Genomic DNA, 25,014 nt, shown 5'->3' with positions numbered 1-25,014 from the left:
GCTACGCCCCGGCCAATTTGGACTTGTTCTGGTAAAAGGTGCGGATCACCTCCTCGATGTCGGGCTCTTCGAGCGCCACGTCGCTGAGGTCATAGCCCGAGCCGAGCTCGGTCAGCACATTGAGGATGGAGATCTCTTCACTGTCGAGCAGGAAATGCTTGGCGGCGCCTTCGTCGCTGACCAGTTGTGCCCCGGCCAGGGTAATCGCTCCGGGATCGGTGCCGAAGGTCAGCGTCAGCCGCCGGCGCGAACCGAGTGCGGCGCGCAGCCGTGTCACCTCGCCGTCGAACAGCAGCTTGCCTTCATCGACCATGATGAGGCGGGGGCAGATTTCCTCGATATCCTGCAGGTCATGGGTGGTGAGGATAATGGTGGTGCCGCGCTCGCGATTGAGCTTGGACAGGAATTTGCGCACCGCATCCTTGGCAACCACATCCAGCCCGATTGTGGGCTCGTCGAGGAACAGGATCTTGGGATCGTGCAACAGCGCCATGGCGATCTCGGCGCGCATGCGCTGGCCCAGGCTAAGCTGGCGCACCGGGCGATCGAGATACCCACCCATGGCCAGCATGTCGCTGAGATAGGCGAGGTTGTCGGCGTAGCGGGCCGCCGGAATGTCGTAGATATGCCGGTTGACCTCGAAACTGTCGCGCACCGGCAAATCCCACCAGAGCTGGCTGCGCTGGCCGAAGACCACGCCGATCTCTGCGGCATTGATCATGCGATGGTTGTGCGGCGCGCGGCCGAGTACGCTCAATGTGCCGCCGCTTGGCACGAGAATACCGGTCATCATCTTGATCATCGTCGACTTGCCGGCGCCATTGGGCCCGAGATAGCCCACCGCCTCACCGGCCGCGATTGTGAAGCTGATATCGGCGACCGCGTGGATTTCGGTATACTCGCGGTTGAACAGGCCCTTGAGCGCTCCGCCCAGCCCGGAAAAGCGTTTGGGCTGATGGAATGTCTTGCTGACGCCGCTCGCGGCAATAATCGCCGTCATCGTCACCCCCAATGTCTCCCGGCCTCACCTTCTATGGGTTGAGTGCCGGGGAGGTAATCGGTGCGCGATTCTGGCGCTGGGAACAATAGCTAGTGCCTGGCCATTTCCGGCCGCCAGTCAGCGGTGAGGTCGGCGACCGAGACGGCCTTGAGGGAGAGCTCGAACTGCTGGCGAGCCTCGGTCAGCGCCCTGTTCGTCGCAGCGTTCGCGGCGCGGGCCAGCAGGCAAGTAGGTTCGTCCTCATCATTGCCGATGGCGAACAATTCGGGTGAGCCCAGCGCCTGGTAGATTTCCAGCAGCGAAATCCGGTCCAGCGGACGCGCCAGCGACCAGCCGCCGCCATGCCCCTTGGTCGCGGCAACGATGCCCGCCGAACGCAGGCCCGCCATGGTCCGGCGCACGACGGACGCGTTCGTTCCAAGCATGCTCGCGAGCAGGTCCGAGGTTGCCGGAGCCTCCATGCCATGCAAATGGAGGAGCGCATGCAGCACCCGGGACAGGCGGCTGTCTTGTCGCATGAAGGAGCAATCTCGCTATTCGTCGAAGTCTTGGTGCATGGGATGTTACATGGTTTTAAAACCAGACACCAATGCTGACCGCTACCTCAACCGCTCCTCGCGGGAGGGGTGAGAGGCCATCCGGGCCTCTCACGTCTTTGATCAGGCGAAGGCGTAGGAGCCGTCCGGACGCTTGGGCACGCGGCGCTGCCAATGCACATAGCTGTCCTCTTCCATGGCCTTTTCATCCATTTCGACGCCCCAGCCCGGACGATCCGGGCGCAGTTCCAGATAGCCATCCTTGGGAAGATAAGGGTCGACCACATAGCGGGTGGCATCCTCGCGGCTTTCCACTTCCGTGCCGCCATAGACATAGCACTGGCCGACGGGCAGGCGGTATTCCAGGATCCTGAAATTCTGCTGGGCGGCTGCGAAGTGCACATTGACCGCGGTGGCCAACGGGCCCATCGGATTATGCGGCGCGACGCCCACGAAATGAGCCTCCGCCAAGGTTGCAATGCGCCGCATTTCGGAGATGCCGCCGACCACGCAAATGTCGGGCTGGATGAGATCGGCGCCCTTGACCTGCAGCAGGCGCAGGAATTCGTTGCGGTTATAGAGGGATTCCCCCGTCGCCAGGGTGCAGTTCAGGCCCTGGTTGAGATCACCATAGAGCTCGATATTTTCGGGGCGGAGCGGCTCTTCGTAGAACAGGGGATCGTAAGGCGCCAAGGCATTACCGAGCTGGCGCGCGGATTTGACGTCAAAAATCTTGGCATGGGCGTCGAAGGCGATTTCGTAGGTGGGATCGACCGCTTCGCGCACCTGGCGGAAATATTCGGCCGAGGTGCGCACCACTTCGCCCCAGCGATGGCTATTGAGCTCGAGGCGCCACGGGCTGAGCTTGAAAGCGGTAAAGCCCCATTCCGTGTTGAGGCGGTCGAGTTCCTCTTTGGCGGCGGGCACGTCAGGTGCGGTATAGACGCCGGCATAAACCTTGATGCGGTCACGCACTTCCCCGCCCAGCATCTTGTAGACCGGCACGCCGCGCGCCTTGGCCGCCAGGTCCCATAGGCAATGATCGAGCCCGGAAATAGCCGCCAGCCCAAGCGCGCCCGGCGGGAAGCGGCATTGCTGGATCATGTAATTGACCAGATAGTCGACCCGCGACGGATCCTGCCCGGCCAGGAAATTGTAGAGATAGTCGAGGATGGGGGGCAGCGCGAGGTCGGGACCGTGATTGTAGCATTCGCCCCAGCCGGTCAGGCCGTCATCGGTGTCCAGCGCCACGATAACGCGCGGCCGGTCCTTGTCCCGGGTCACGAATACCCGCATGCGGTCGATTTTCATGGCAGTCTCCTTGTAGTGGGCCGGGCTGCAAGGGCGCGGCCAGAAATTCGTCATCTGTTATGCGGTGATCGCAGCGCCCTGCGGCCGGTAACCCAGGCTCCCCTCGCGCAGCATGCGCGTATAGGGATGTTGTACCTCGTTATCGATCATGGCCTGCCGGGTCGAAATTTCCACCAATTGCCCGTCCTTCATCACCGCGATGCGGTCGCAAAGGTGGGCGACGACTGCCATATCGTGGCTGACCAGCACATAGGTGAGGCCGGCGCGTTCCCGCAGGTCCTTGAGCAGGTTGAGGATTTCCGCCTGGATTGACACATCGAGCGCCGAAGTCGGCTCGTCGAGCAGTAGGATTTCCGGCTCGAGAATAAGCGCCCGGGCAATGGCGACGCGCTGGCGCTGCCCGCCCGACAATTGGTGCGGATAGCGGAACCGAAAGCGCGTGGGCAGGCTGACCTGCTCCAGTGCCTTTTCCACCCGAGCGTCGCGGTCCCCGATACCGTGCATGACCAGCGGTTCGAGCAGAATGCGGCCGATCGTGTGACGCGGATGCAGTGAACCGAACGGGTCCTGGAACACCATCTGCTGGCGGCGCAATTGCGCATGGCTCCGCTTCTCGGGGCGCACCTGTTCGCCGGCAATGCTGATGGCGCCTTGCCAGTTCTTCACGCGGCCGGCAATTGCCCCCAGCAACGTGGATTTGCCGCAGCCGGATTCCCCGACCAGGCCAAAACACTCGCCCTTGTTCACAGCCATGTCGATGCCGCGCACCACATGGCTGGTTTTCGAGCCGCGTCCGAACGAGATGGTGAGGTTTTCGATGGCGATCATGGCATCGGTCACGATCTAACCCTCCGCCCAGGCGGGATCGCGGCGCAGCACGGCCAGCCGGTCCTTGGGGTGCAGCAGGCTTGGCAGGGCCTCAAGCAGGCCGCGCGTATAGGGGTGGGACGCCTGTTCAAGCTGGCTGGCTGGCAATTCCTCGACAATGCGGCCCCCGAACATGATCAGCACACGATCGCAGAAGCTGCGCACCAGATTGAGGTCATGCGAGATGAACAGCAGGCCCATATTATTGGCACTGACCAATTCGTCGAGAATGGCCAGCACTTGCTGGCGGACGGAGACGTCGAGCGCCGAAGTCGGCTCGTCCGCAATGATCAGCGCCGGTCTGGTGATCAGCATCATCGAGATCATGATGCGTTGTCCCATGCCGCCAGAGACTTCGTGGGGGTAAAGTCCCATGACGCGCTCGGGTTCGCGGATATGCACTTTTTCCAGCATTTCCAGCGTGCGCTCGCGCGCTGCACGCCGCGACAGTTTCTCATGCAGGATCGCGGTTTCGGCGATCTGTTCGCCCACGGTCATCACCGGGTTGAGCGAATATTTGGGGTCCTGCAGGATCATCGCCATGCTGTGCCCGCGGATTTCGCGCATGCGCCGGTCGCTGAGCGGCAGGATTTCCTCGCCGCGGAACTGCAGGCGGTCCGCAGTGATACGGGTCGCCTTCGGCAGGAGGCGCATCAGCGCGCGGCCCGTCGTGCTCTTGCCCGAACCGGATTCCCCGATGATGCCGACCTTTTCCCGACCGACATCGAAATTGACGCCGCGCACCGCTGGCGCACTGGCATGCAGCGACGGGAAGGTGACGGTGAGATTGCGGACCGACAGCAGGGGCGTGGCTTGATCAGGCATGTTTGGGATCCAGAATGTCACGCAGGCCATCGCCGAGCAGGTTGAAAGCCAGGCTGACAAGCAGGATGGCCATGCCGGGAATGGCGGTCAGCCACCAGGCATCGAGCAGATATTGGCGGCCCTGTGCGGCCATGGCACCCCATTCGGGGGAGGGCGGCTGCGCGCCGAGGCCGAGGAAGCCCAGGCCGGCAGCCGTCAGGATGATCGAAGCCATGTTCAGCGTCAGCCGGATGACCACCGAAGGGGCGCAAAGCGGCACGATGTAGCGGAACATGATGCGCAAGACGCCCGCGCCCTGCAGCTCGGCGGCGACCACGAAATCCGCCTTGCGGAAGGTCAGCGTTTCGGCGCGCACCAGCCTGGCAACCGGCGGCCACACGGTGAGCGCAATCGCGATCACAGCGTTTTCAATGCCCGGCCCCAGTGCTGCCGAGAAGGCCAACGCCAGCACTAGGCTGGGGAAGGCCAGAAAAATGTCGGTGATGCGCATCAATACCGTGTCGGCCCAGCCGCCGACATAGCCGGCGGCCGCCCCGATGACGAAGCCGATCGGGCCCACGATCACGGTGACGAGAATGGCGATATAGAGCGTCGTCCGGGCGCCCCAGACCAACCGCGAATAGACATCGCGCCCGAGTTCATCCGTGCCGAACCAATTCTGCCCGGATGGCGGCAAGAGCGCCCGCGCCAGATCCTGTTGCAGGGGATCATGCGTTGCCACAAAGGGCGCAAGCCATGCCGCCAGCGACAACAGGATTACGAAGACCAAGCCGCCCAAAGCCAGCGGATTGGCGCTGAAGCGCAGCCAGGTGACATAGGCCTGATGGGCTCGCGCCTGGGCCGGCGAGCTGAAATCTTCGTTGAGGAGCCAGTCCCGCAGGCCTTGGGATTTGTGCGTCATGCTCATGTCAGCGGGTCCTCGGATCGACGAAGCGATAGACCACGTCGGTCAGCAGGTTGATGAGGATGGAGATCAGCCCGATCAGCAGCACGGCGCCCAAAATGGCGTTCATATCCGCGTAGAACAGCGCCGCGGTCAGGTATTGTCCCAGGCCGGGCCAGCCGAACACCGTCTCGATCAGCACCGCGCCGTCAAGCAGCCCGCAAAAGGCCAGGGTAATCACAGTCAGCAACTGAACCCGTATATTGCGGAAGGCGTGTTTCCAGATGATCGGCCGCTCGCCCAGGCCCTTGGCGCGGGCGGTGAGGATATATTCCTGGTTGAGCTGTTCGAGCATGAAGCTGCGGCTCATGCGGCTGAGATAGGCCATGGCGGCATAGCCCAGCAGCAGGGCAGGGGCGGCAATGTGGTGAACGGCGCTCCAGAACACTTCCCATTCGCCCGCCAGCAGGGCGTCCAGGATCAGCATGCCGGTGGGGCCGACAACGAGACCATCATTGTAGAGATCGATGCGTCCGCCGCCAGGTATCCAGCCAAGCCGCGCATAAAAGATCAGCATGACCATGGTGCCGAGCCAGAAAATCGGCGCCGAATAACCGAGCAGCGCCACGATCCGCCCGAGATGGTCGATCCAGGTCCCGCGCTTGACTGCCGAGGCAATGCCGAGCGGCACGCCCAGAACGGTGCCGATGACGATGGCCAGGATCGCTAGCTCCAGCGTTGCCGGAAACACCCTGGCCAGATCCGCCGCCACCGAATTGCGGGTGACGTTGGATTGGCCGAAATCGAAGCGCGCTATGCTCTGGAGATAGCTGAAAAACTGCTCCGGCACCGAGCGGTCGAGACCCAGTTCGCTATAGACCCGGTCATAGGCGGCCTGGTCGTAGTTATCCCCCAGAATGGCGAGCACAGGATCGGCCGGGATCATCCGGCCGATGATGAAGGTCAGCAGCAGGAGACCGAACAGCGTGGTCAGGATTGCAGCACCCGAGGTCGCAATCTTCCGCAGGATGTCGGGCAGCGGATTATCTGCGGCCTTGCGGCTCGGTGCGGTCAGTTCAGGGCTGCTCACGTCGGTCTCCTGCACTTGGCTAGCTCTTGCTGACCGTGTCCCAGCGCGTCAACCAGGTGGGGTGGCCCACATAGCCGCTGACGCGCTTGCTCACCGCCTTCACGTCGAAGCGCTCGAACGAGGTGATGAGGGCCGGGGAGCTCTTGAGGTAAAGCGCGTTGACCTCGGCATAGAGTTCGGCGCGTTGCGCTGGCTCCGTCTCGCGGGCAGCCGCCACGACGAGTTCCTGCAATTCTTTCGGCACATCCCAGGCCGAGCGCCAGGCCAAAAGACCGCTGAGCGGCGCGCCATCGCTGTTGTCCGCATTGGTGGCATAGGATTGCAGGATGGCATGAGGATCGGGCAGGCGTTCACCACTGCGGCCCATGAAAATATCGAAATTGCGCTCCCGGAAGCGGCTGAGATAGTCGCCCATCTGCAGATCGAGTGTGATGCCGGCCTTGGCGGCATTGGCCTGAAGCGATTGCGCAAATTCGAAATAGGGTGTGCCTGGCCCAATATAGAGCACTTTGGAGAACCCGTCCGGATAGCCCGCTTCGGCCAGCAGTTCCTTGGCCTTGTCGATATTGAGGCTATAGGGCATGTCCTCGAGGAAGCCGGGCAGTCCACTGGGGATAACGGTCTGACTCTTGTGGCCGTAATACCGCATGATCGTGCTGGCGAGCCCATCATAATCGATGAGGTAGCGGAAGGCTTCGCGGACTTGCGGGATCGAGAGGATGTCGTCCTTCTGGTTGAGGGCGACATAGTAGAATCCAAAACCCTGCACCTTCTGGATATCGATTGTGCCGGCCTTTTCAAAGACATCGAGATCGGTCGAGGACAGGCGGGTCGCCACGTCCAGATCGCCCGTGTCCAGCTGCAGGCGCTGCACCGAGGATTCAGGCATATGCCGCATGATGACCCGGCGCATGGCCGGAGCGCCGTTCCAGTAGCTGGCAAAGGCGTCGGCCATCATGATGTCGTTGGCGCGCCAGGTGCGCAGCGAAAAGGGACCGCTGCCCGCGTCGGACGCCTGCAGATAAGCCCGGCCCAGATCGCCATCCTGTTCCTTGTCGGCGAGGAAAGCGCGATCGACGATCGAGCAGGCCGAACTGGCCAGCGAGCCCAGGATCAGCCCCGGACTCCAAGGTTCGGGCGTTTCGACCACCAGCGTGCGCGCATCGGTGGCGCGGATCAGGGTGTCGACATTGCTCTCGTTATATCCCCATTGGCGCAGGTCGATGGCGGGAGCGAGGCCCAGCTTAACCAGCCGCGCCAGCGACCAGGCGGCGTCTTCAGCCGTCAGCGGATTGCCCGAGTGAAAGGTAACGCCCTCGCGAAGGGTGAAGGTGAATGTCTTGCCGTCCTCGGAAATCGTCCAGGCTTCGGCGAGCTGCGGCTTGGCTTCATTGAGCGCATCGGGCTCGAAATAGACCAGCCGGTCATAAAGGTTGGCCAGTATTTCCGCGGATTCGATCTGGTTGGCTTCATGCGGATCAAGGCCGCGCATCGAACCCATATTGATCGCGATGACGAGCTGATCGGGCGGCGTGGCCGCAAAGGCAGGTGAACCGTACATCGCGACGGCAACAGCGCCCATGGCAACGCCGGCCAGAAACTGACGTCTATACATATCGATTTTCCTCCCGTTTTCGATCCAGCGGCGCTCGTTTGTCATCGACACCATATCAGATCTGGTATATCAGATTTCACATACTGGTTGTCGCGTCAACTGGAGACCGCGAATTTGTTGGAAAGAACGATGCCGCCCGGTGATGCCTCGGAAGCCATTCCGGTGCGCATTTTGTTCGCCGGATACGCGCTTGCCGCCGCGATGCGCGACGGCGCTCATTCTAGGTCGGAAGGTGGGGCCATGTGTTGCGGACTGGCCAAAGTTATCTCAATCTCGTTTCAAGACTAAGCAAGGACTACGATAGTGACCGATCGGATGGCTTCAGTACGGGCGGCCCTCAAAGGGATTTCAGGGGTTCCGGTAACCCCCTATGGCGCCGATGGCGAGGTGAACATTTCGCTCCTCACCGCATTGATTGCGCGGCTGGCCGGGGCCGGCATTCACAACCTGATGGCTGCCGGAAATACCGGCGAGTTCTTCTCGCTCTCGCTCGATGAAATCCGCCGGGTGCATGCGACCACGATTGCGGCGGCAGAGGGCAAATGCCTGATCAGCGCGGCGGTCGGCCGCTCGCTGGTCGAAGCCAAGGCGCTGGCCCGCGATGCCATTGCTGCCGGCGCAGGCGCGATCATGGGGCATCATCCGATGGACCCCTTTGCGGGCCCGGCCGCACAAGCCGATTATTTCCTGGAACTGGCCGACGCCTCCAGCGTGCCATTTATCGCCTATGTCCGGACCGATACCTTCTCGGTCGAAGACTTCCGCCGGCTGGCGGCGCACGAAAATGTCGCCGGCGTCAAATTCGCCTCGACCAATCTGATGCTGCTGGCCGAGGTGATCCGTTCCACCGAAGACTTGCCCGCCATCTGGGTCTGTGGCTTGGCCGAAGCGTGGGCCCCGGCCTTCTATGCAATCGGCGCCCAGGGCTTCACCTCCGGCTTCGTCAACGTTTTCCCTGAAATCTCGCTGCAGGTGCATGCGGCGCTGGTCGGCGGCGATTTCGCGGCTGCCCGCAAGCTCATCAACCGGCTCGCCCAATTCGAGGAATTGCGTACGCACTACCGAAACGGATCGAACGTTACCGTGGTAAAAGAAGCTTTGGGCATGATGGGCATGGATGTCGGCGCCGTGCGCCTGCCGGGCGTGCCCGCTCTCTCCGAAGCCGAACGCGTCACCTTGCGCGGTATCATCCAGGCGCAACGCGGCAAGTAGGACGGTCTAGAACCGCTCTTTGGTTTCTTCCCCCGGCAGGTCTGCCCAGCAATTGACCCAGGGCAGACGGCTCTCGATGCCGTAATGGCCCTCGGGCTCAACCCGTTCGGGGTGGTCAAGCGACCCCACAGTCATGCGCAGATAGGCGTCGCCGTCATAGTCGAGCAAGAGCGGCGAGCCACAGTCCGGGCAAAAGCCACGAACGGCGATTGGCGATGATCGGTAGATAGCCGGCGGGTCAGCTTCCCAATGCAGATCGGCCTGCCGAACGCGCACCAGGATGGCGAAGGGGCCGCCCGTCGCCTTCTTGCACATGTTGCAATGGCATAATCCGATCGCAACAGGATCGGCGTCGAAATGATAGCGTCGTCTGCCGCATAGGCAGCCACCGGTCCAGCGCATTGGAGCCTCCTGGCCAGCCAACGCGCAACGAAGCCGGCAGTTCCTCCCTGACCGCAGCCACCAGATTTCAGGATTTGTCCGACGGAACCGGATCGGTGGCGGCAGCTATGGTGCCGGCGGGGTTCGCGTGCTGAGACGCCGACTCAGTGGGCAATGGCGTTTCGGCGATTTCGTCAGGACGCAGATCGCCGCTTTCCAGCAGTGCTACTATTTCCGCGGCTTCATGCTGGGCCATGCCCTCATAGGGGTGGCCCGCAATCACAATGACGCGGTCGCTCGAAATTTCGTAGACCTGCCACAGATCTTCGTCTTGAAGACGTTTGTCGTATCTAGTCACCATGGGCGCGGTGGCGCGGCTCCTAAAGTTCAGTCTTGCAAAATGTGCATGCGAAATAACTTGGCCGAAAACGCGTCAACAAAAAGGCCATTTGATACGGCGATCTGTGTGCATGAACGGCCTGCGTAAATATCAGTCAATTAATTATTGTATAGAACAATTACTGACTTAGAAATATGAATTAATGGACCTGAATGAATATAGGTAACTATTGTTGACGTAAAAAGTTATGCAGATTTTTGCTTGCGTAGAGATGGTGATACGTATGACGATTTTCGTCGTCCAATGGAATATACGAATACACAATTAGCGGGCTGTGGGAAGGTTGCGGCGATCCCAGCGTTTTGAAATTTTGCGTTAGGCCACAGCTAACTTTGTTTGCATCAAACAAGTTGCGAATCGTTCCCAAGGTGCGGAACGTACCTCATAGACGACTCGGGACAGGGGCCGCCGAATGCTACATGACTCCGACGAGGCGCGGCGACGGCTCGGAGTTGATCAAGGGGCGCCAGCCGGCGATATCCTGCGGCCCATTCCCATTGAGGCCGGCCCACGGGTGACCACCTTTCGCGGTGGCGCAGTGCATTCGATCCGCGCGCCGGGATCGCAGACTTTTAGCGCAGACGCGCATTTCATCGGCGTAATGCTTGCTCCCTCGGCGAACATGGCCGCGGCTTTCGGCGGCGACAAGGTGCGGCATTTCGATGCCCCGACAGGCATGATCGTTGTCAGCCCCGCCAATGTCGATAGCCGGTCCAGTTGGGCATCGACCAAAGAAAATGCCATCATCGCGATAAGACCTGAAAGCCTGCTCGAATTGGCCGCGCACGAGGCTGACCTGGGCAAGGTGGAACTTTTCTCGCCGCCCTTCGGCACGGTTGATCAGGAAGCCCTGCGCATGGCCAGGCTCCTCAAGGCGGAACTGACGGAACGGGTCACGCCCAACGAGCTTTATGTCGATTCACTGGTAACGCTTTTCGGGATGCACGTGCTGCGCAACTATTCCGATACCACCAAGCTATCGGCCGGCACCAGGATTGGCGGGCTGTCGCCGCAGAATGCGCGCCGGGTGCAGGAGTTTCTGCACGCCAATTTTGTCGCCCCGATGTCGGTCGCCGAATTGGCTGCGGTATGCAACCTGTCGCCCAGCCATTTCATACATGGCTTCACCCGGACCTTTGGCCGGCCGCCGCATCAATATGTACTCAACCTGCGCCTCGACTTCGCCGAAACGCTGCTCCGCAAAGGCAATATGAAGATCGAGGAAGTGGCCCATTACAGCGGCTTTTCCAGCCAAAGCCATCTGACCTCCGCCATGCGACGCTATCGCGGCCGAACGCCCGCCCAGGTGCGGACAAGTAGATAAATTCGCCGCGGTCTGCCACTGGGCCCGGCAGCTATCGGAGCGTGTGGCAGCTGCGCCACAGCCGTTCCAGCGAGTGGTGTTTTCTTGTAAATTTGCCGGAGTTTTTTGAAAAAGCCGGATTATTCTGAAATACGGCTTTTCACCGATATGCTCCCTTGCTCCCGACTGGAAACGTTTCCGGTTGTCGGGGGCGACTTCGCCAGAGCATTGATGCAGCGCGCTGAACCTTTCTGATGGTCAGCGTAATGCCTGGCAGCGAAACGGCATAAGACAGACGGCGGCCCCGCCAGCGGAATACGTTCCACCTTATTGGGGGCCATTTATGCACAAGCCATTTTCCTGGCGCGATCTCGCGCGCCGTGTTGCCGGATCCTGCAAGTACGCGCTGGCGTCATCAATCCCCAATCGTACGCGACACAATGCTGGCCCAGGCCAAATGCCCGGCCGGAAGATTGCAGCACGCCTGATTACGGCAGCCGCTCTGCTCGCCGCTCCAGTGATGTGGGCGAGCGAAGCGCACGCGCAGGTGGTTTTCAACGAACCCTTCGGCCCAACCGGTCAATTGCCGACTACAGTCAGCACCGCGGACGGAAACTGGGCCCTGGCCTCCTGTCTCAACGGCCGGATCATTCTCGACACCAACTTCAACCCGACGCACATGCTGCACCACAATTCGGACAATTGCGCCTATACGCCGGGGCAGGCGGTGTGGCGCAACGTGGTGCCGATCCCGGCAGTGCCAGGCCGCAGCTACGTCTTTTCCTACCGGAGCACGCGTCTCAACACCGTCAGCGATCCGATTCTCAGCCAGTCTATCGAGACCAATGCGGGCGGCTCGGTAGCCATCGGCAGCATCTCTAACGGGGCATGGCCAGCGCCGGGCGTCTGGTTGAGCCGGAGCGTTGCGTTCACCGCGGGCGCGGGCACGACATCGCTCACTCTGCGCGTCAACAACGCCAATACTACTGGCGGCGGCAATGACTTCCTCATGGACGATATGGTCCTGCTCGATGTCACGCCGCAATTGAGCAAGGCGTTCTCCCCGGCCAGTCTTGGTGTCGGCGGGTCGTCGACGCTGACCTTCACCATCACCAACGCCGCCGAATTGGGTGCGAAGAACGGATGGTCGTTCACCGATACCCTCCCGGCGGGTCTGACGGTGGCGTCAGCCGACATAGCCACGAACTGCCCCTCCGGTGTCCTTACGGCGCCGATCGGCGCTTCGGCCATCTCCCTCTCGGGCAATCTCACCGCGGGCCTCGCCTCGTGCACGGCGACCATCCCGGTGACCGCCAACACAGCTGGTGCCTACACCAACGGTGCCTCGAACATCACCTCGTCCGTCGGTCTCAACCCACCGACCACCAGCACCTCGGTCACGTTCAACACCCAGCCGAACTTTGCGTGTAACGCGAATATGTACCTCGCTCAAAGCAGCGGTGGCCCAACGACGCTCTTTCAGTTCGATAGCTCGAATAATCCGTTCATTTACAATGCACTGGGCACTTCAGCGCCAAACTATAACGCGATCGGCTTTAACCCGGCGGACGGCTATATCTATGGAGCGACCCAGGTAGCGGGTATCACGCATCTGCTGCGGATTGGCAGCAACGGTCTGGCGACGGATCTCGGCGCTATCACGGGTGGCGGCATAAACGCCACTACTGGTGGCTTTCAAAATGGCGAGATCGGCACCGACGGCGTCTACTATCTCTATAACCAGATCAAGGGCCTCTATCGCGTCAACCTAACGACACGCGTTGCCGTTGCGGTTCCGCTGAGCCGGCCCCCCGAAACCTCTGATCTCGCCTGGTATAACGGCCTTTTGTACGGCGTGGAAACAAACGGTCAGCTGGTCTCGATCCATCCGAGCACTGGCGCAGTCACCAATATCGGCACCGCGCAAACGCCCAGAACCTTCGGTGCCATGATCAGCGCCTCGAACGGCATCTTTGCAGCCGACAATGCGGGCGGCTTCTTCCGGATCAATCCGACGACCGGGGCGACAACACTAATCTCGAGCTCCCCCTCTTCGGTGGGCAATGACGGCGCCAAGTGCGCAACGACGCCACTGACCTTCGCCGGTGACCTGTCGATCACCAAGACCGACAATGTCCCCGCTTATTCGCCGGGAACCGACACCACCTACACCATCGTCGTCAGCAATAGCGGTCCCTTCGGTGTGCAGGGCGCGACGGTCGAAGATCCGCTGCCGGCCGGCATCACCACTGCGAACTGGACCTGCGTGGGCGCTGGCGGCGGCATTTGCGGCGCGCCGAGTGGGACGGGTGGGATCAGCAGCACGGTCAGCCTGCCGGTCGGCGGTACGGCTACCTATACGCTCACCATGAGCGTGCCGGTGGGGTTCACCGGCGATCTGGTCAATACCGCCAGTGTCACCAGCCCGCCGGACTCCCCCGACAGCAATCCGGGCGGCAATACCGCGACCGACACCAATGTGCCGCAGGCCCCGGCTATGACCATCGTCAAGACCGGCACGCTGAACGACCTCGATGGTGATGGCCTGCTCGATCTGGGCGAGACCATCAACTACACCTTCCGCGTCACCAATACCGGCAATGTGCCCCTGAGCGGCGTGACGGTGAGCGACCCGCTGGTAACGGTCAATCAGGGCCCGCAGACGCTGGCGCCCGGCGGAGCCTTCACCTTCACCGCGAGCTATACGCCCAGCCAGGCCGATATCGACAATGGCTCGGTGGTCAATACGGCCAGCGGCACCGGCACCGATCCGAGCGGCGGCACCATCACCAGCCCGCCCGACACCGTCGTGGTGCCGCCCGATCAGACCCCGGGGTTGACCATCGTCAAGACCGGCACGCTCAACGATCTGGACGGCGATGCCCTCATCGACCTGGGCGAGACCATCAGCTATTCCTTCCTTGTCACCAATACCGGCACGCTGACCATGAGCAATGTCATGGTCAACGATCCGCTGGTGACGATCGACCAGGGCCCCCAGACTTTGGCGCCGGGTGCGAGCTTCACCTTCACGGCGACCTATACCCCGACCCAGGCCGATATCGACACTGGCGCGGTGACCAATACGGCCAGTGCCACCGGCACTGAACCCGGTGGCGGCACCACCGAAAGCCCACCCGATACCGTCACCGTGCCGCCCGATCAGACGCCGGGCCTCACCATCGTCAAGACCGGCACGCTCAACGATCTGGATGGCGATGGCCTGCTCGATCTGGGCGAAACCATCAGCTACGCGTTCCTGGTCCGCAATACCGGGACGGTGACGCAGACCAATGTCAGCGTGGACGATCCGCTGGTCACGATCGATCAGGGTCCGCAGACCCTGGCGCCCGGCGGCAGCTTCACCTTCACGGCGACCTATACGCCCACCCAGGCCGATATCGACAATGGCTCGGTGGTCAACACGGCCAGCGGCACCGGCACCGACCCTGGCGGCAGTACGACGACCAGCCCGCCCGACACGGTCACCGTGCCGCCGGACCAGACCCCCGGGCTGACCGTGGTCAAGACGGGTACGCTCAACGATCTGGATGGTGATAATCTGCTCGATGCCGGCGAAACCATCAGCTATGCGTTCCTCGTGCGGAATACCGGCACGGTGACGCTGACCAATGTCATGGTCGAAGATCCGCTGGTCACGATCGACCAGGGCCCGCAAACGCTGGCCCCCGGCGCGATCTTCACCTTCACGGCGCGCTATACGCCGACCCAGGCCGATGTCGATAATGGCTCGGTGGTCAATACGGCCACGGCCACCGGCACGCCGCCATCGGGTCCGCCGATCACCAGCCCGCCCGATACGGTGACCATTCCGCCCTCGCCGGTCAGCCTGGGCACGGTCAAGACCGGCGTGTTCAACGATCTGGATGGCGACGGCAATGCCAGCCTGGGTGACACTATCACCTATACGATCCTGATCACCAATGAGGGTGGCCAGACGGCCAATGGCGTCTGGCCGCTCGATGCCGGTCCGACCTTCAATGGCCGGCCCGCCGCCAATAGCCTCTCCACCTTCGAGCCCGGCCCCGTCACACTGGCGCCCGGTCAGTCGCAGGCGTTCACGGCGACTTACGTGCTCGACCAGACCGATATCGACAATGCGGCTGGCCTCGCCGATGGCGTCGCGAACACCGCCAGGGCCCAGGGCTCCTTTAACGGGATCAATGTGCCATCCAGCACGGCCCGCTCCGAGGTCACCATCCCGGCCGCCGCGTCGGGCGATATCTCGGTGGCCAAGATTGCGCTGCGCCGGCAGATCCGCCGCGGCGAGGAGGCTCCGTTTGCCATCACCGTCACCAACCATGCCGGCAGTTCGGCCACTGGACTGACCATCGTCGACACCCTGCCGTCGGGGTTCCGCTATGTGGAGGGCTCGGCCACCATCGGCGGGGTTGCGGCGACGCCGGTGATCGATGGGCGGCGGGTGGTGTTCGAGGGCATCAATGTGCCGGCCAATGCTGCGGTCGAGATCCGGCTGCGCATGCTGGCGCTGAGCTCGGCGGGACCGGGCGAGCATGTCAATCGGGCCAGTGTCACCGATGCGGCGGGCAATCCGCTGGCGCCCGATGCCACGGCAACTGTCGAGATCATGATCGAGCCGGTGTTCGATTGCAGCGAGATCATCGGACGGGTGTTCGATGACAAGAACCGCAATGGCTACCAGGACGAGGGGGAACTGGGCCTGCCCGGCGTGCGCCTCGCCACGGTCAAGGGCTGGCTGGTGACCACCGATGCGCATGGCCGCTTCCATGTCGCCTGCGCGGCTTTGCCCGACCAGCGCATCGGTTCGAACTTCATCATGAAGCTTGATCCACGCACCCTGCCATCGGGCTATCGGCTGACCACCGAAAATCCCCGCGTGGTGCGGCTGACCGCCGGCAAGATGACCTCGCTGGATTTTGGCGTGGCGATCGGGCGGGTGGTGCGGCTGGACCTGCAGGACCAGGCGTTTGAACCCGGCAGCACCGAATTGCTGCCGCAATGGGCCGCGGGCGTCGATCAGCTGATCGAGGTGCTGGACGAGGAGCAGTCGGTCTTGCGCCTCTCCTATATCGACCCCGGCGCCGATCCCGAACTGGCCGAGGAGCGCTTGCGGCAGGTCAGTGATCTGATCCGCGACCGCTGGGAGCGCCTGTCGGGGCAATACCGCCTGGAAATCGAAATGCGCGTGGAGACGGGGCTATGACGATGAGCACCATCATCAATACTGGAATGTCTTTTCGCCTGCGCCATGTCTTGCTGCTGGCCAGCACCGCCCTGGTGGCAAATGCCGGGTTGATCGCTCCCGCGTTCAGCCAGGCGGATGGCAAGGTTGCCAATAACAGCGCGACCGGCAGCCTGCCGGTCGGGGCGAATACCGAAGCCGAAACGCCAGCCGACAAGGCCAGCATTCCCTTCATGATCAGCGTCGACGGCCAGACCGTGGACGAGAGCGGGGTAACCCGGCCGGTCGATGTGCAGCGCCAGACCGATCTGGGGCTGAGTGCGGTGGATATTCAGGTCAAGTTCGATGGCCTTGAAGCCAAGCCACTTCTCAACGTGCTAGCCCGGTCCAGCGGCGGGCAGATCAACTTCGAGACGGCGTCCAATTATCCCGGCTTCATCGCCCGTTCCGAGATTCGCATTCTCGGGGAAACCAATTGGCTGGGCCAGCAGGCGGTGATCAGCCTGCCGGTCGACATCAATGGCACGGCCAGCTGGACCCCGCCGCAGGGCGAAGTGCCGCTGAGCTACGTGCTGCGCGTCTATGATGCCGAAGGGCGGTTCGACGAGACAATGCCGGCCCCGGTCAAGCCTGTGGGCAATGGGGCGGGGCAGGGGACGATCGATCTCTCCGCCGACCGCACGGCTATGCGCAATATCCCGATCAATGGCGGCGCTGTCACCGTCTATGGTCGCAGCGTGCCGGACGGCTATGCCGTGCGCGCCCTGGGCGAAACCATTGCTCTGGATGCCGATCGTTCTTTCGTGGTGCAGCGCATTCTGCCGCCCGGCGAGCACCAGGTCGATGTCGCCCTTGCCGGCAATCAGGGCAAGGACGGGCTGCAGTTCAGCCGCGACATCAATATTCCCGACAATGACTGGTTCTATGTCGCCCTGGCCGATGTCACCGTGGGCCTGCGCACCGGGGACGAGCATATCGAAAGCGTACGGCCCGGCGAATATGACGACATCTACAGCAAGGGACGCCTGGCCTTTTACGTCAAGGGCAAGATCAAGGGCGAATATCTGCTGACCGCCGCCGCCGATACCGATGAGGAGGAATTGCAGGAGCTGTTCGGCAATATCGGCAAGCGCAATCCGCGCGACTTCCTGCGCCATCTCGATCCCGACGATTATTACCCGGTCTATGGCGACGATTCGACCCTGGTCGAGGATGCGCCCACCAGCGGCAAGTTCTATGTGCGGCTCGAGCGCGGCGACAGCCATGTGATGTGGGGCAATTACCAGACCAGCATTACCGGCACCGAATTCCTGCGCTCGGAACGGGCATTGTATGGCGCCAACGCGCTCTACCGCTCCGAGGAAACCACATCCTTCGGCGAGCGGCGCACCGAAATCACCGCCTATGCGGCTCTGCCCGATACCCTGCCGCAGCGCGAGGAATTTTTGGCCACTGGCGGCTCGGCCTATTTCCTGCGCCGTCAGGACATTACCGTGGGCTCGGAAACCCTGAGCGTCGAAATCCGCGATAGCGTTACCGGCCGGGTGGTCAGCCGCCGCACCCTGCAATATGGCAAGGATTATAGCTTCGACTACCTGCAGGGCATCGCCATCCTCAAATCCCCGCTCTCCTGGCAGACCGCCGCCACGGGCCCGGTGCGTGACGGCGCCTTTGGCGGCGGCAATGTCTATCTCATCGCCCAATATGAGTTCGTGCCGGCGGCCGACGATGTCGATGGCTATGTCTATGGCGGGCGCGCCCAGCATTGGTTCACCGACAATCTGCGCGTCGGCGTCACCGGTATGAGTGAAACCACCGGACCCGCCGATCAGGTGGGCCTGGGCGCCGATGTGGAATTGCGCGCCTCGCAGGATACCCTCCTGCGCGCCGAAATCGCCCATTCCGAAGGCCCCGGCTTTGGTCTGTCGCGCTCCGCCGATGGCGGGCTGACCTGGGGCGAGCACGGCACCGCCGGCATTGCCAATAAATCGGCCCTGGCCTGGCGCGTCGAAGGCCAGCTTGGCCTCGGCGATCTGGGCTATGCCGGGCTCGATGGCAAGGCCGGGTTCTATTACGAGACCAAGGAAGCCGGTTTTTCCAGCCTCTCCCAGCAGGTCTCGACCGATCAATGGCTCTGGGGTCTCTCCGCCGATGTGGCGCTTAACCAGGACGTCGCCCTGGCGCTCGGCTATGACGATTTTGAGGATGGCGAGGGCCAGGTCAAGCGCGAGGGGGATGCCAGCCTTGCCTGGCAGCTCGACGATTACTGGAACGCTTCGCTCGGCCTGAGCTATACCGAATTAATGTCGCCCCGCGCCATCAGCGCCGGCAAATCCGGCTATGACGGCTCGCGCCTCGATGCCGGTATCCGCATCGAGTATCAATGGGAAGAAAAGCGCAAGCTCTATGCCTTCGGGCAGGCTACGCTGGGGCTGGAGGGCGATATCAGCCGCAATGACCGGGCCGGCATTGGCGCCGAGTTCGGGCTGACCGACACCATCGCCATCTCCGGCGAAGTCTCCTATGGCACTGGCGGGGTGGGCGCCCTGGCCGGCATCACCTTCGATCCCAATCCGGACGAGCATTACTATGCCGGCTATCGGCTCGAGCCGCTGCGCAGCTTCGATATCAACAAGAGCTTTGCCTTGCTCGATGATCAGGGCGGCACGCTGGTAGTGGGCCTCAAGCGCCGGCTCGACGACTATGCCGCCGCCTATGCCGAAACCAGCTATGACATGTTCGGACAAAAGCGCTCGCTGGCGCAGACCTACGGCATCCTGTTCACCCCCGATTCCTTCTGGAGTGTGGATGCCGGGCTGGTGGTCGGGCAGGTGCGCGACGACACCACCGATCCGCTGACCAATCTGCAGCGCAGCGATTTCGATCGCTACGCCCCCTCGCTGGCCGTCAGCTATGTCGACGACGAAGCCGGCATCAAGGCCAATGCCCGTGGCGAAGTGCGCATCGAGGACTCTTCGGACCATACCCGCGACCAGAACACCTATCTGTTCGCCGGGGGTCTCTCCTGGAAGACCAGCGAGGACTGGCGCCTGCTGGCCAATGTGGATGCCGTCATCTCCGATGCCCGCTCCCCCGATACGGTGTTCCAGGACACCGACTACATGGAAGCCTCGATCGGCTACGCCTATCGCCCGGTCGACAATGACCGGCTCAATGCGCTGTTCCGCTATACCTGGCTTTACGACATGCCCGGCAATAACCAATTGGTCAGCGGCGCCACCGGGGACCTGTTTGCCCCGGCCCAGCGCAGCCATATCCTCTCGCTCGATGTCGACTATGACCTGCTGCCTTGGCTGACTGTCGGCGCCAAATACGGCTTCCGCTATGGCGAGGTGAAGAACCGCACCGATGACGGCTCGGGCACCGGCTTTGAGGAAGACTGGCAGGTTTCTTCAGCCCATCTGGGCATCCTGCGGGCCGACCTGCATGTGGTCAAGAACTGGGACGTCCTGCTCGAAGGCCGCGTCATGCACATGCCCGAGGCCCAAACCACCGACCTGGGCGCCCTGGCCGCCGTCTACCGCCATCTCGGCGACAATTTCAAAGTCGGCCTGGGCTACAATTTCGGCCGCTTCTCCGACGACATGCGCGACCTCACCTTCAACGACCAAGGCGCCTTCGTAAACGTCATCGCCAAGTTCTGACCATCCCACCAGCCCCGGACCAATCCGGGGCTGGGGTCGCTTTCGGCATTGCGCCTGAAAAGGCCGGTGCTTACCCTTGCCGGTGATATCGGCGAGGGATCATGGCCATGAGCGACAAGCAACCGCACTACAAGACCTACCGCCATCCCGCGGGTGGCTGGGGTGCGGCCGCCGCGACCGCCAAGGTGTTGATGGAGCAGAGCGTCATCACCAAGGGCTCGCGAGCGCTGCTGGCCATGAACCAGCCCGGCGGCTTCAAATGCCCCAGTTGCGCCTATCCCGACCCGGAATGCAAAAAGACCCTGGAATTCTGTGAGAACGGCGCTAAGGCTTTGGCGCACGAGGCGACCAAGTTCCGCGTCACCCGCGAGTTCTTCGCGCAGCACTCCGTCTCCCAGCTGATGGAGCAGTCCGACTACGCGCTCGAAATGCACGGCCGCCTCACCGAGCCCATGCGCTATGACGCGGCGAGTGACCATTATGTGCCCTGTTCCTGGGACGAAGCCTTTGCGCTGATCGGCAAGCATTTGCAGGCGCTCGACAGCCCGCATCAGGCCGAATTCTACACTTCCGGCCGCACCCCCAATGAGGCGGCGTTTCTCTATTCGATCTTTGTGCGCGAATTCGGCACCAACAATTTTCCCGATTGCTCGAACATGTGCCACGAGCCCACCAGCCGCGGCCTGCCGTCATCCATCGGCGTGGGCAAGGGCACGGTGGTGATCGAGGATTTCGAGCATGCCGAAGCCATCTTCATCATCGGCCAGAATACCGGCACCAATTCGCCCCGGATGATGACCAATCTAGTCGAAGCGCGAAAGCGCGGCGTGCCGATCGTTGCGGTCAATCCCATGCCCGAACGGGCGCTGATCCGTTTCACCGAACCCCAGGACGTGGTGCAGATGGCCACCTTCGGGTCCACCCCGATTGCCAGCGAATTCGTCCATATCAGGATTGGCGGTGATCTGGCGCTGCTCAAGGGCATCATGAAAGTGCTGTTCGAGCGCGAGGCGCAGGGCGAGGCGGTCATCGACCACGACTTCATCGCCGAGCACACCACCGGCATCGATGCCTTGCGCGCTGACGTGATGGGCCAGGACTGGGCCGAAATCGTCGCGGTCTCGGGCATTGACGAGGACCAGATCCGGCGCTGCGCCGAGATCTATATCCGCTCCAAGGCCACCATGATCTGCTACGGCATGGGCGTCACCCAGCATCAGCAGGGCTCCAAACTGGTGCAGCAGGTAGCCAATCTGTTGTTGCTGCGCGGCAATTTCGGCAAGCCCGGCGCCGGCATCGCCCCCATTCGCGGGCATTCCAATGTGCAGGGCGATCGCACCGTCGGCATCGATGAAAAACCATCCCAGGCCTATCTCGACCGGGTCCGCGACGTGTTCGGTTTCGAGCCGCCGCGGGAGCACGGCCACCACACGGTGGAATCCGTCGAGGCGATGAAGAACGGCACTGCCAAGGTGTTTATCGGCCTGGGCGGCAATTTCGTCCGCGCCGTGCCCGATACCGAGCAGGCCTATGCCGCCATGCGCAAGCTGGAGCTGACCGTCGGCATCGCGACCAAGCTCAATCGCGGTCATTTGGTGCACGGGCGCGACGCGCTCATCCTGCCCGTGGTTGCTCGCTCCGAGCGCATCCATACCGAAGCCGGCGAGCAGTTCGTGACTATCGAGGATGCCATGTCCAACGTCACCGCATCGCGCGGCGTGCTGGAGCCGGCCGGCGCCGACCTACTGCCCGAGGTCGAGATCGTCTGCCGCATGGCCATGGCGACCTTGCCGCAAAGCCGGGTGGATTGGGCCGGCTATATCCATGATTACGATGCCATTCGCGACAAGATTGCCGAGGTCTACCCACAGATCTACGAAGATTTCTCCGAGCGCATCAAGAATCCCAAGGGCTTCCATCTCGACATTCCGCCCCGTCGCCGGAGCTGGCCAACGCCCAACGGCAAGGCCAATTTCCTGGTCTTTGCCGGGTTGCATGTCGATGCGGAAGTGGTTGACACAGCCATGCTGCGCCTGGCGACCGTGCGTTCGCACGATCAGTTCAACACCACCATCTATAGCCACAGCGACCGCTATCGCGGCGTCTATAACGATCGCATGGTGCTGTTCATAAACGAAGATGACCGCAAGGCACGGGGCCTCGAAGCGGGCCAGCGCATCACGCTCGAAACCATCACCACCGACGGCATCGAACGGCGTGTCAAGGGGCTGACGATCATCGACTACCCGATGTCGCCCGGTTCCGTCGCCGGCTATTATCCCGAGCTCAATCCGCTGCTGCCGCTCGACTATTACGACCGCATCAGCGGCACGCCGGCGGCCAAATCCGTGCCGGTCCGGGTTGTGCTGCCCGGCGCCATTGCCTGATGCGGGTTTACGACCAAGTCGTGTCTGGCCCGCAAGCACAGGAAACCGCGCTTGATCGTCTGGGCCTGAGCCTGGGCCGGGAAGCCGATGCACGGATCGCCCGTGCAGTGCCGGTCGAAGCGCCGATCGCCATCGAAATCGGCGGGATCGGCTATGCGGTGATGATGGCGACGCCATCGGACCTGGTCGACTACGCCATCGGTTTTGCCCTGAGTGAAGGGCTGGCGCGCACGCCCGATGACATCCTGGACATCCACACCCACGCCGTCGAAGGTGGATGGATCATTCGTATGATGCTGCCGCCCGAGGGCACCAAAAAGGCGATGGCGCGGGCGCGTGTCCGCGTCACCGAGAGCAGTTGCGGCCTCTGCGGCATCGACAATATCGAACAAGTACTGCGCCCATTGCCGCCAGTGACGGCACGCATATTCGTCGAGCGCAGCGCCATTTCGCGGGCGCTTGCGGCGCTGCCCGAGCACCAGCCACTCAGCCAAAGCACCGGCGCAGTGCATGCCGCAGCCTTCTGTACGCCAACGGGCGAGATCGTGCTGACGCGCGAAGATGTCGGTCGCCACAATGCCCTCGACAAGCTCATCGGCGCCTTGGCCCAGAAATCGATCACGCCCGCGACGGGCTTTTTCCTGCTCACCGCGCGCTGCAGCTACGAGCTGGTCGAAAAGACCGTCCGCGCCAATTGCCCCATGCTGGTCACCATTTCGGCGCCCACCACCCTGGCCGTCGAGCGCGCCACCAGGGCCGGATTGACCCTGGTCACGCTCGCTCGCGCCGATGCCGCCCTGGTCGTCAGCGGGCTGGAGAATATTGCCGGCTAGAGTCCGGACGGCTGCTCCACGCCCTTGCGCCCGAACAGCGCCTTGACGCGCCGGTTAACCGGCGGGATCGACATGGCAATGGTCACCACGATGATCAGGCAGATGATGGCGCTGATCGGTCGGGTGAAGAAGGGGCTCGGATCGCCCTGGGTGAGGGCTAGCCCGCGCCGCAGATTGAGGTCGAGCAGATCTCCAAGCACGATCCCCAGCACCAGCGGCGCCATGGGGTATTTCATCTCGCGCAGCAGGAAGCCGACGACGCCGAAGATCAGCATGACGTAAACGTCGAACATGCGCTGCGTGATGGCGAAGGAGCCGACGACGCACAGAATATAGATGACCGCCATCAGCCGCTCGCGCGGCACCGCCAGAACCTTGATGAATATCTTGGTGAGCGACAGGCCAAAGATCAAATTGGCGATGGTCGCCAGCAGCAGCATGGCCACGATCTGGTAGAGGAACGGCGCGTTCTCGACCATCAGCATGGGCCCGGGGCGAATGCCATGGATCAGCATCGCCGCAATGAGCACTGCAGCCGCCGCCGATCCCGGCAGGGCCAGCGTCAGCGTCGGAATCATGGCGGCGGAGACCACGGCATTGTCCCCGGTTTCGGCAGCAATCAGGCCCTCCTGGCTGCCCTTGCCGAATTCCTCCGGATGCTTGGAGGCGCGCTTGGCCGCCGCATAGGACGACCAGGAGCCGACGTCCTCACCCACGCCGGGAATGATGCCGATAAAGGTGCCGATGATTCCCGAGCGGATAATGGTGCGCCAATATTGGAATATTTCCCGCAGCGTGGGCACCACCCGATCATTGACCGGCACCACGTGACCCACGACTTTGCGCTTCATCGCCGACAGGATTTCGGCAAGGCCGAACGCGCCCACCATTGCCGGGATGATATCGACACCGCCACCAAGCGCGGCAATGCCGAAGGTGAAGCGTTGATGGGCGTGCAGCGTCTCCATGCCGATCATGGCGACGAGCAGGCCCAGAATACCGGCAATGTACCCCTTGAGTGGGGTGTCGCTGCCCGTCATTTGTCCCGAAATCACCACGCCGAATAAAGCCAGCCAGAAAAATTCGTAGGAGCCGAATTTCAGCGCCGCTTCGGACAGCAGGGGCGCGATGATGGCCAGGAAGAAAATGCCGACCATGGTGCCCAACGTGGAGGACGTGGTGGCCAGACCCATGGCCAAGCCGGCCTTGCCCTGCTGGGCCAGTGGATAACCATCGAGCGTTGCCGCCGCATTGGCCGGCGTGCCCGGAATATTGAGCAGGATCGCGGTGCGGCTGCCGCCATAGATGGCGCCGAGATAGACGCACATCAGGGTCAGGATCGCCTGGTCTGGCGCCATCTTGTAGGTGAGCGTCACCAGCAGCGCGACGCCCATCGTGGCCGTCAGCCCGGGCAATATGCCGATGGTGACGCCCAGCAATGTCGCCCAGGCGACGTTGAACAGCGACCCGGGGGTGAGGAAATGGGCAATCCCTTGCCCGAGGAGGACCAGTCCTTCCATT

The 25,014-nt window shown here is 62.4% G+C and carries 17 protein-coding genes; 6 read left to right on the top strand and 11 right to left on the bottom strand.

All coding sequences use genetic code 11. From position 1 onward, the window contains the following. Position 1 precedes the first annotated feature (1 nt). The 8 genes from N8A98_RS03575 to N8A98_RS03540 all read right to left on the bottom strand — a co-directional run bounded on the left by N8A98_RS03575 (position 2) and on the right by N8A98_RS03540 (position 8,127). Entirely contained in the window at positions 2-1,000 is a 999-nt protein-coding gene (locus tag N8A98_RS03575; protein ID WP_262169219.1) for an ABC transporter ATP-binding protein, read from the bottom strand. Positions 1,001-1,089: 89 nt separating this feature from the next. Further along, positions 1,090-1,518 (bottom strand): Rrf2 family transcriptional regulator, encoded by a 429-nt coding sequence (locus tag N8A98_RS03570; RefSeq protein ID WP_262169216.1) that lies wholly within the window; start codon positions 1,516-1,518, stop codon positions 1,090-1,092. A 141-nt stretch (positions 1,519-1,659) separates the two neighbouring features. After that, positions 1,660-2,847, bottom strand: coding sequence for a galactarate dehydratase (locus tag N8A98_RS03565; RefSeq protein WP_262169215.1), 1,188 nt, complete (start codon positions 2,845-2,847; stop codon positions 1,660-1,662). Positions 2,848-2,904: 57 nt separating this feature from the next. Then, positions 2,905-3,675: an ABC transporter ATP-binding protein gene (locus tag N8A98_RS03560; protein ID WP_262171868.1), complete on the bottom strand. Its 771-nt coding sequence runs from the start codon at positions 3,673-3,675 to the stop codon at positions 2,905-2,907. A 15-nt stretch (positions 3,676-3,690) separates the two neighbouring features. After that, a complete protein-coding gene (locus N8A98_RS03555; RefSeq protein WP_262169213.1) occupies positions 3,691-4,539 on the bottom strand; it encodes an ABC transporter ATP-binding protein in 849 nt (282 codons plus the stop codon). After that, a complete protein-coding gene (locus N8A98_RS03550; protein ID WP_262169212.1) occupies positions 4,532-5,446 on the bottom strand; it encodes an ABC transporter permease in 915 nt (304 codons plus the stop codon). Before N8A98_RS03550 ends, N8A98_RS03555 begins: the two co-directional genes overlap by 8 nt. Position 5,447: 1 nt before the next feature. Continuing rightward, positions 5,448-6,512 (bottom strand): ABC transporter permease, encoded by a 1,065-nt coding sequence (locus N8A98_RS03545; protein ID WP_262169210.1) that lies wholly within the window; start codon positions 6,510-6,512, stop codon positions 5,448-5,450. A 19-nt stretch (positions 6,513-6,531) separates the two neighbouring features. Beyond that, positions 6,532-8,127 (bottom strand): ABC transporter substrate-binding protein, encoded by a 1,596-nt coding sequence (locus N8A98_RS03540; RefSeq protein WP_262169208.1) that lies wholly within the window; start codon positions 8,125-8,127, stop codon positions 6,532-6,534. 315 nt (positions 8,128-8,442) lie between these two features. Here N8A98_RS03540 and N8A98_RS03535 point away from each other — a divergent pair, with 315 nt between their 5' ends. Further along, a complete protein-coding gene (locus N8A98_RS03535) occupies positions 8,443-9,339 on the top strand; it encodes a dihydrodipicolinate synthase family protein (protein ID WP_262171867.1) in 897 nt (298 codons plus the stop codon). A gap of 6 nt (positions 9,340-9,345) precedes the next feature. Here the strand turns inward: N8A98_RS03535 and N8A98_RS03530 are convergent, their stop codons facing one another. Together N8A98_RS03530 and N8A98_RS03525 are read right to left on the bottom strand one after the other, a co-directional pair. Further along, positions 9,346-9,741 (bottom strand): GFA family protein, encoded by a 396-nt coding sequence (locus N8A98_RS03530; RefSeq protein ID WP_262169206.1) that lies wholly within the window; start codon positions 9,739-9,741, stop codon positions 9,346-9,348. Positions 9,742-9,808: 67 nt separating this feature from the next. After that, complete coding sequence (locus N8A98_RS03525) at positions 9,809-10,081, bottom strand: hypothetical protein (protein ID WP_262169205.1); 273 nt, start codon at positions 10,079-10,081, stop codon at positions 9,809-9,811. A gap of 451 nt (positions 10,082-10,532) precedes the next feature. Here N8A98_RS03525 and N8A98_RS03520 point away from each other — a divergent pair, with 451 nt between their 5' ends. From N8A98_RS03520 to fdhD, 5 genes are all read left to right on the top strand, one after another. Beyond that, positions 10,533-11,444 (top strand): helix-turn-helix domain-containing protein, encoded by a 912-nt coding sequence (locus N8A98_RS03520; protein ID WP_262169203.1) that lies wholly within the window; start codon positions 10,533-10,535, stop codon positions 11,442-11,444. 436 nt (positions 11,445-11,880) lie between these two features. Then, positions 11,881-16,629: a CLIPPER-2 domain-containing protein gene (locus tag N8A98_RS03515; protein WP_262169202.1), complete on the top strand. Its 4,749-nt coding sequence runs from the start codon at positions 11,881-11,883 to the stop codon at positions 16,627-16,629. Beyond that, positions 16,626-20,273 carry a TonB-dependent receptor gene (locus N8A98_RS03510; protein ID WP_262169200.1) on the top strand — a complete coding sequence of 1,216 codons (3,648 nt, stop codon included), beginning with the start codon at positions 16,626-16,628 and terminating at the stop codon, positions 20,271-20,273. Before N8A98_RS03515 ends, N8A98_RS03510 begins: the two co-directional genes overlap by 4 nt. A 107-nt stretch (positions 20,274-20,380) precedes the next feature. Further along, entirely contained in the window at positions 20,381-22,660 is a 2,280-nt protein-coding gene (locus tag N8A98_RS03505; RefSeq protein ID WP_262169199.1) for an FdhF/YdeP family oxidoreductase, read from the top strand. After that, positions 22,660-23,493 carry a formate dehydrogenase accessory sulfurtransferase FdhD gene (gene fdhD / locus N8A98_RS03500; protein WP_262169196.1) on the top strand — a complete coding sequence of 278 codons (834 nt, stop codon included), beginning with the start codon at positions 22,660-22,662 and terminating at the stop codon, positions 23,491-23,493. The genes N8A98_RS03505 and fdhD overlap by 1 nt, the downstream gene beginning before the upstream one ends. Here fdhD and N8A98_RS03495 read toward each other — a convergent pair. Beyond that, on the bottom strand, positions 23,490-25,013 hold the full coding sequence (locus N8A98_RS03495; RefSeq protein ID WP_262169194.1) for a tripartite tricarboxylate transporter permease: 1,524 nt from the start codon (positions 25,011-25,013) through the stop codon (positions 23,490-23,492). The genes fdhD and N8A98_RS03495 overlap by 4 nt on opposite strands. Between the last annotated feature and the right edge of the window lies 1 nt (position 25,014).

It is taken from the genome of Devosia neptuniae (genome assembly GCF_025452235.1).
Lineage (GTDB): Bacteria > Pseudomonadota > Alphaproteobacteria > Rhizobiales > Devosiaceae > Devosia.
The sequence above is the reverse complement of the archived record's forward strand: the minus strand, read 5'-3'. Positions and strand labels throughout refer to the sequence as shown.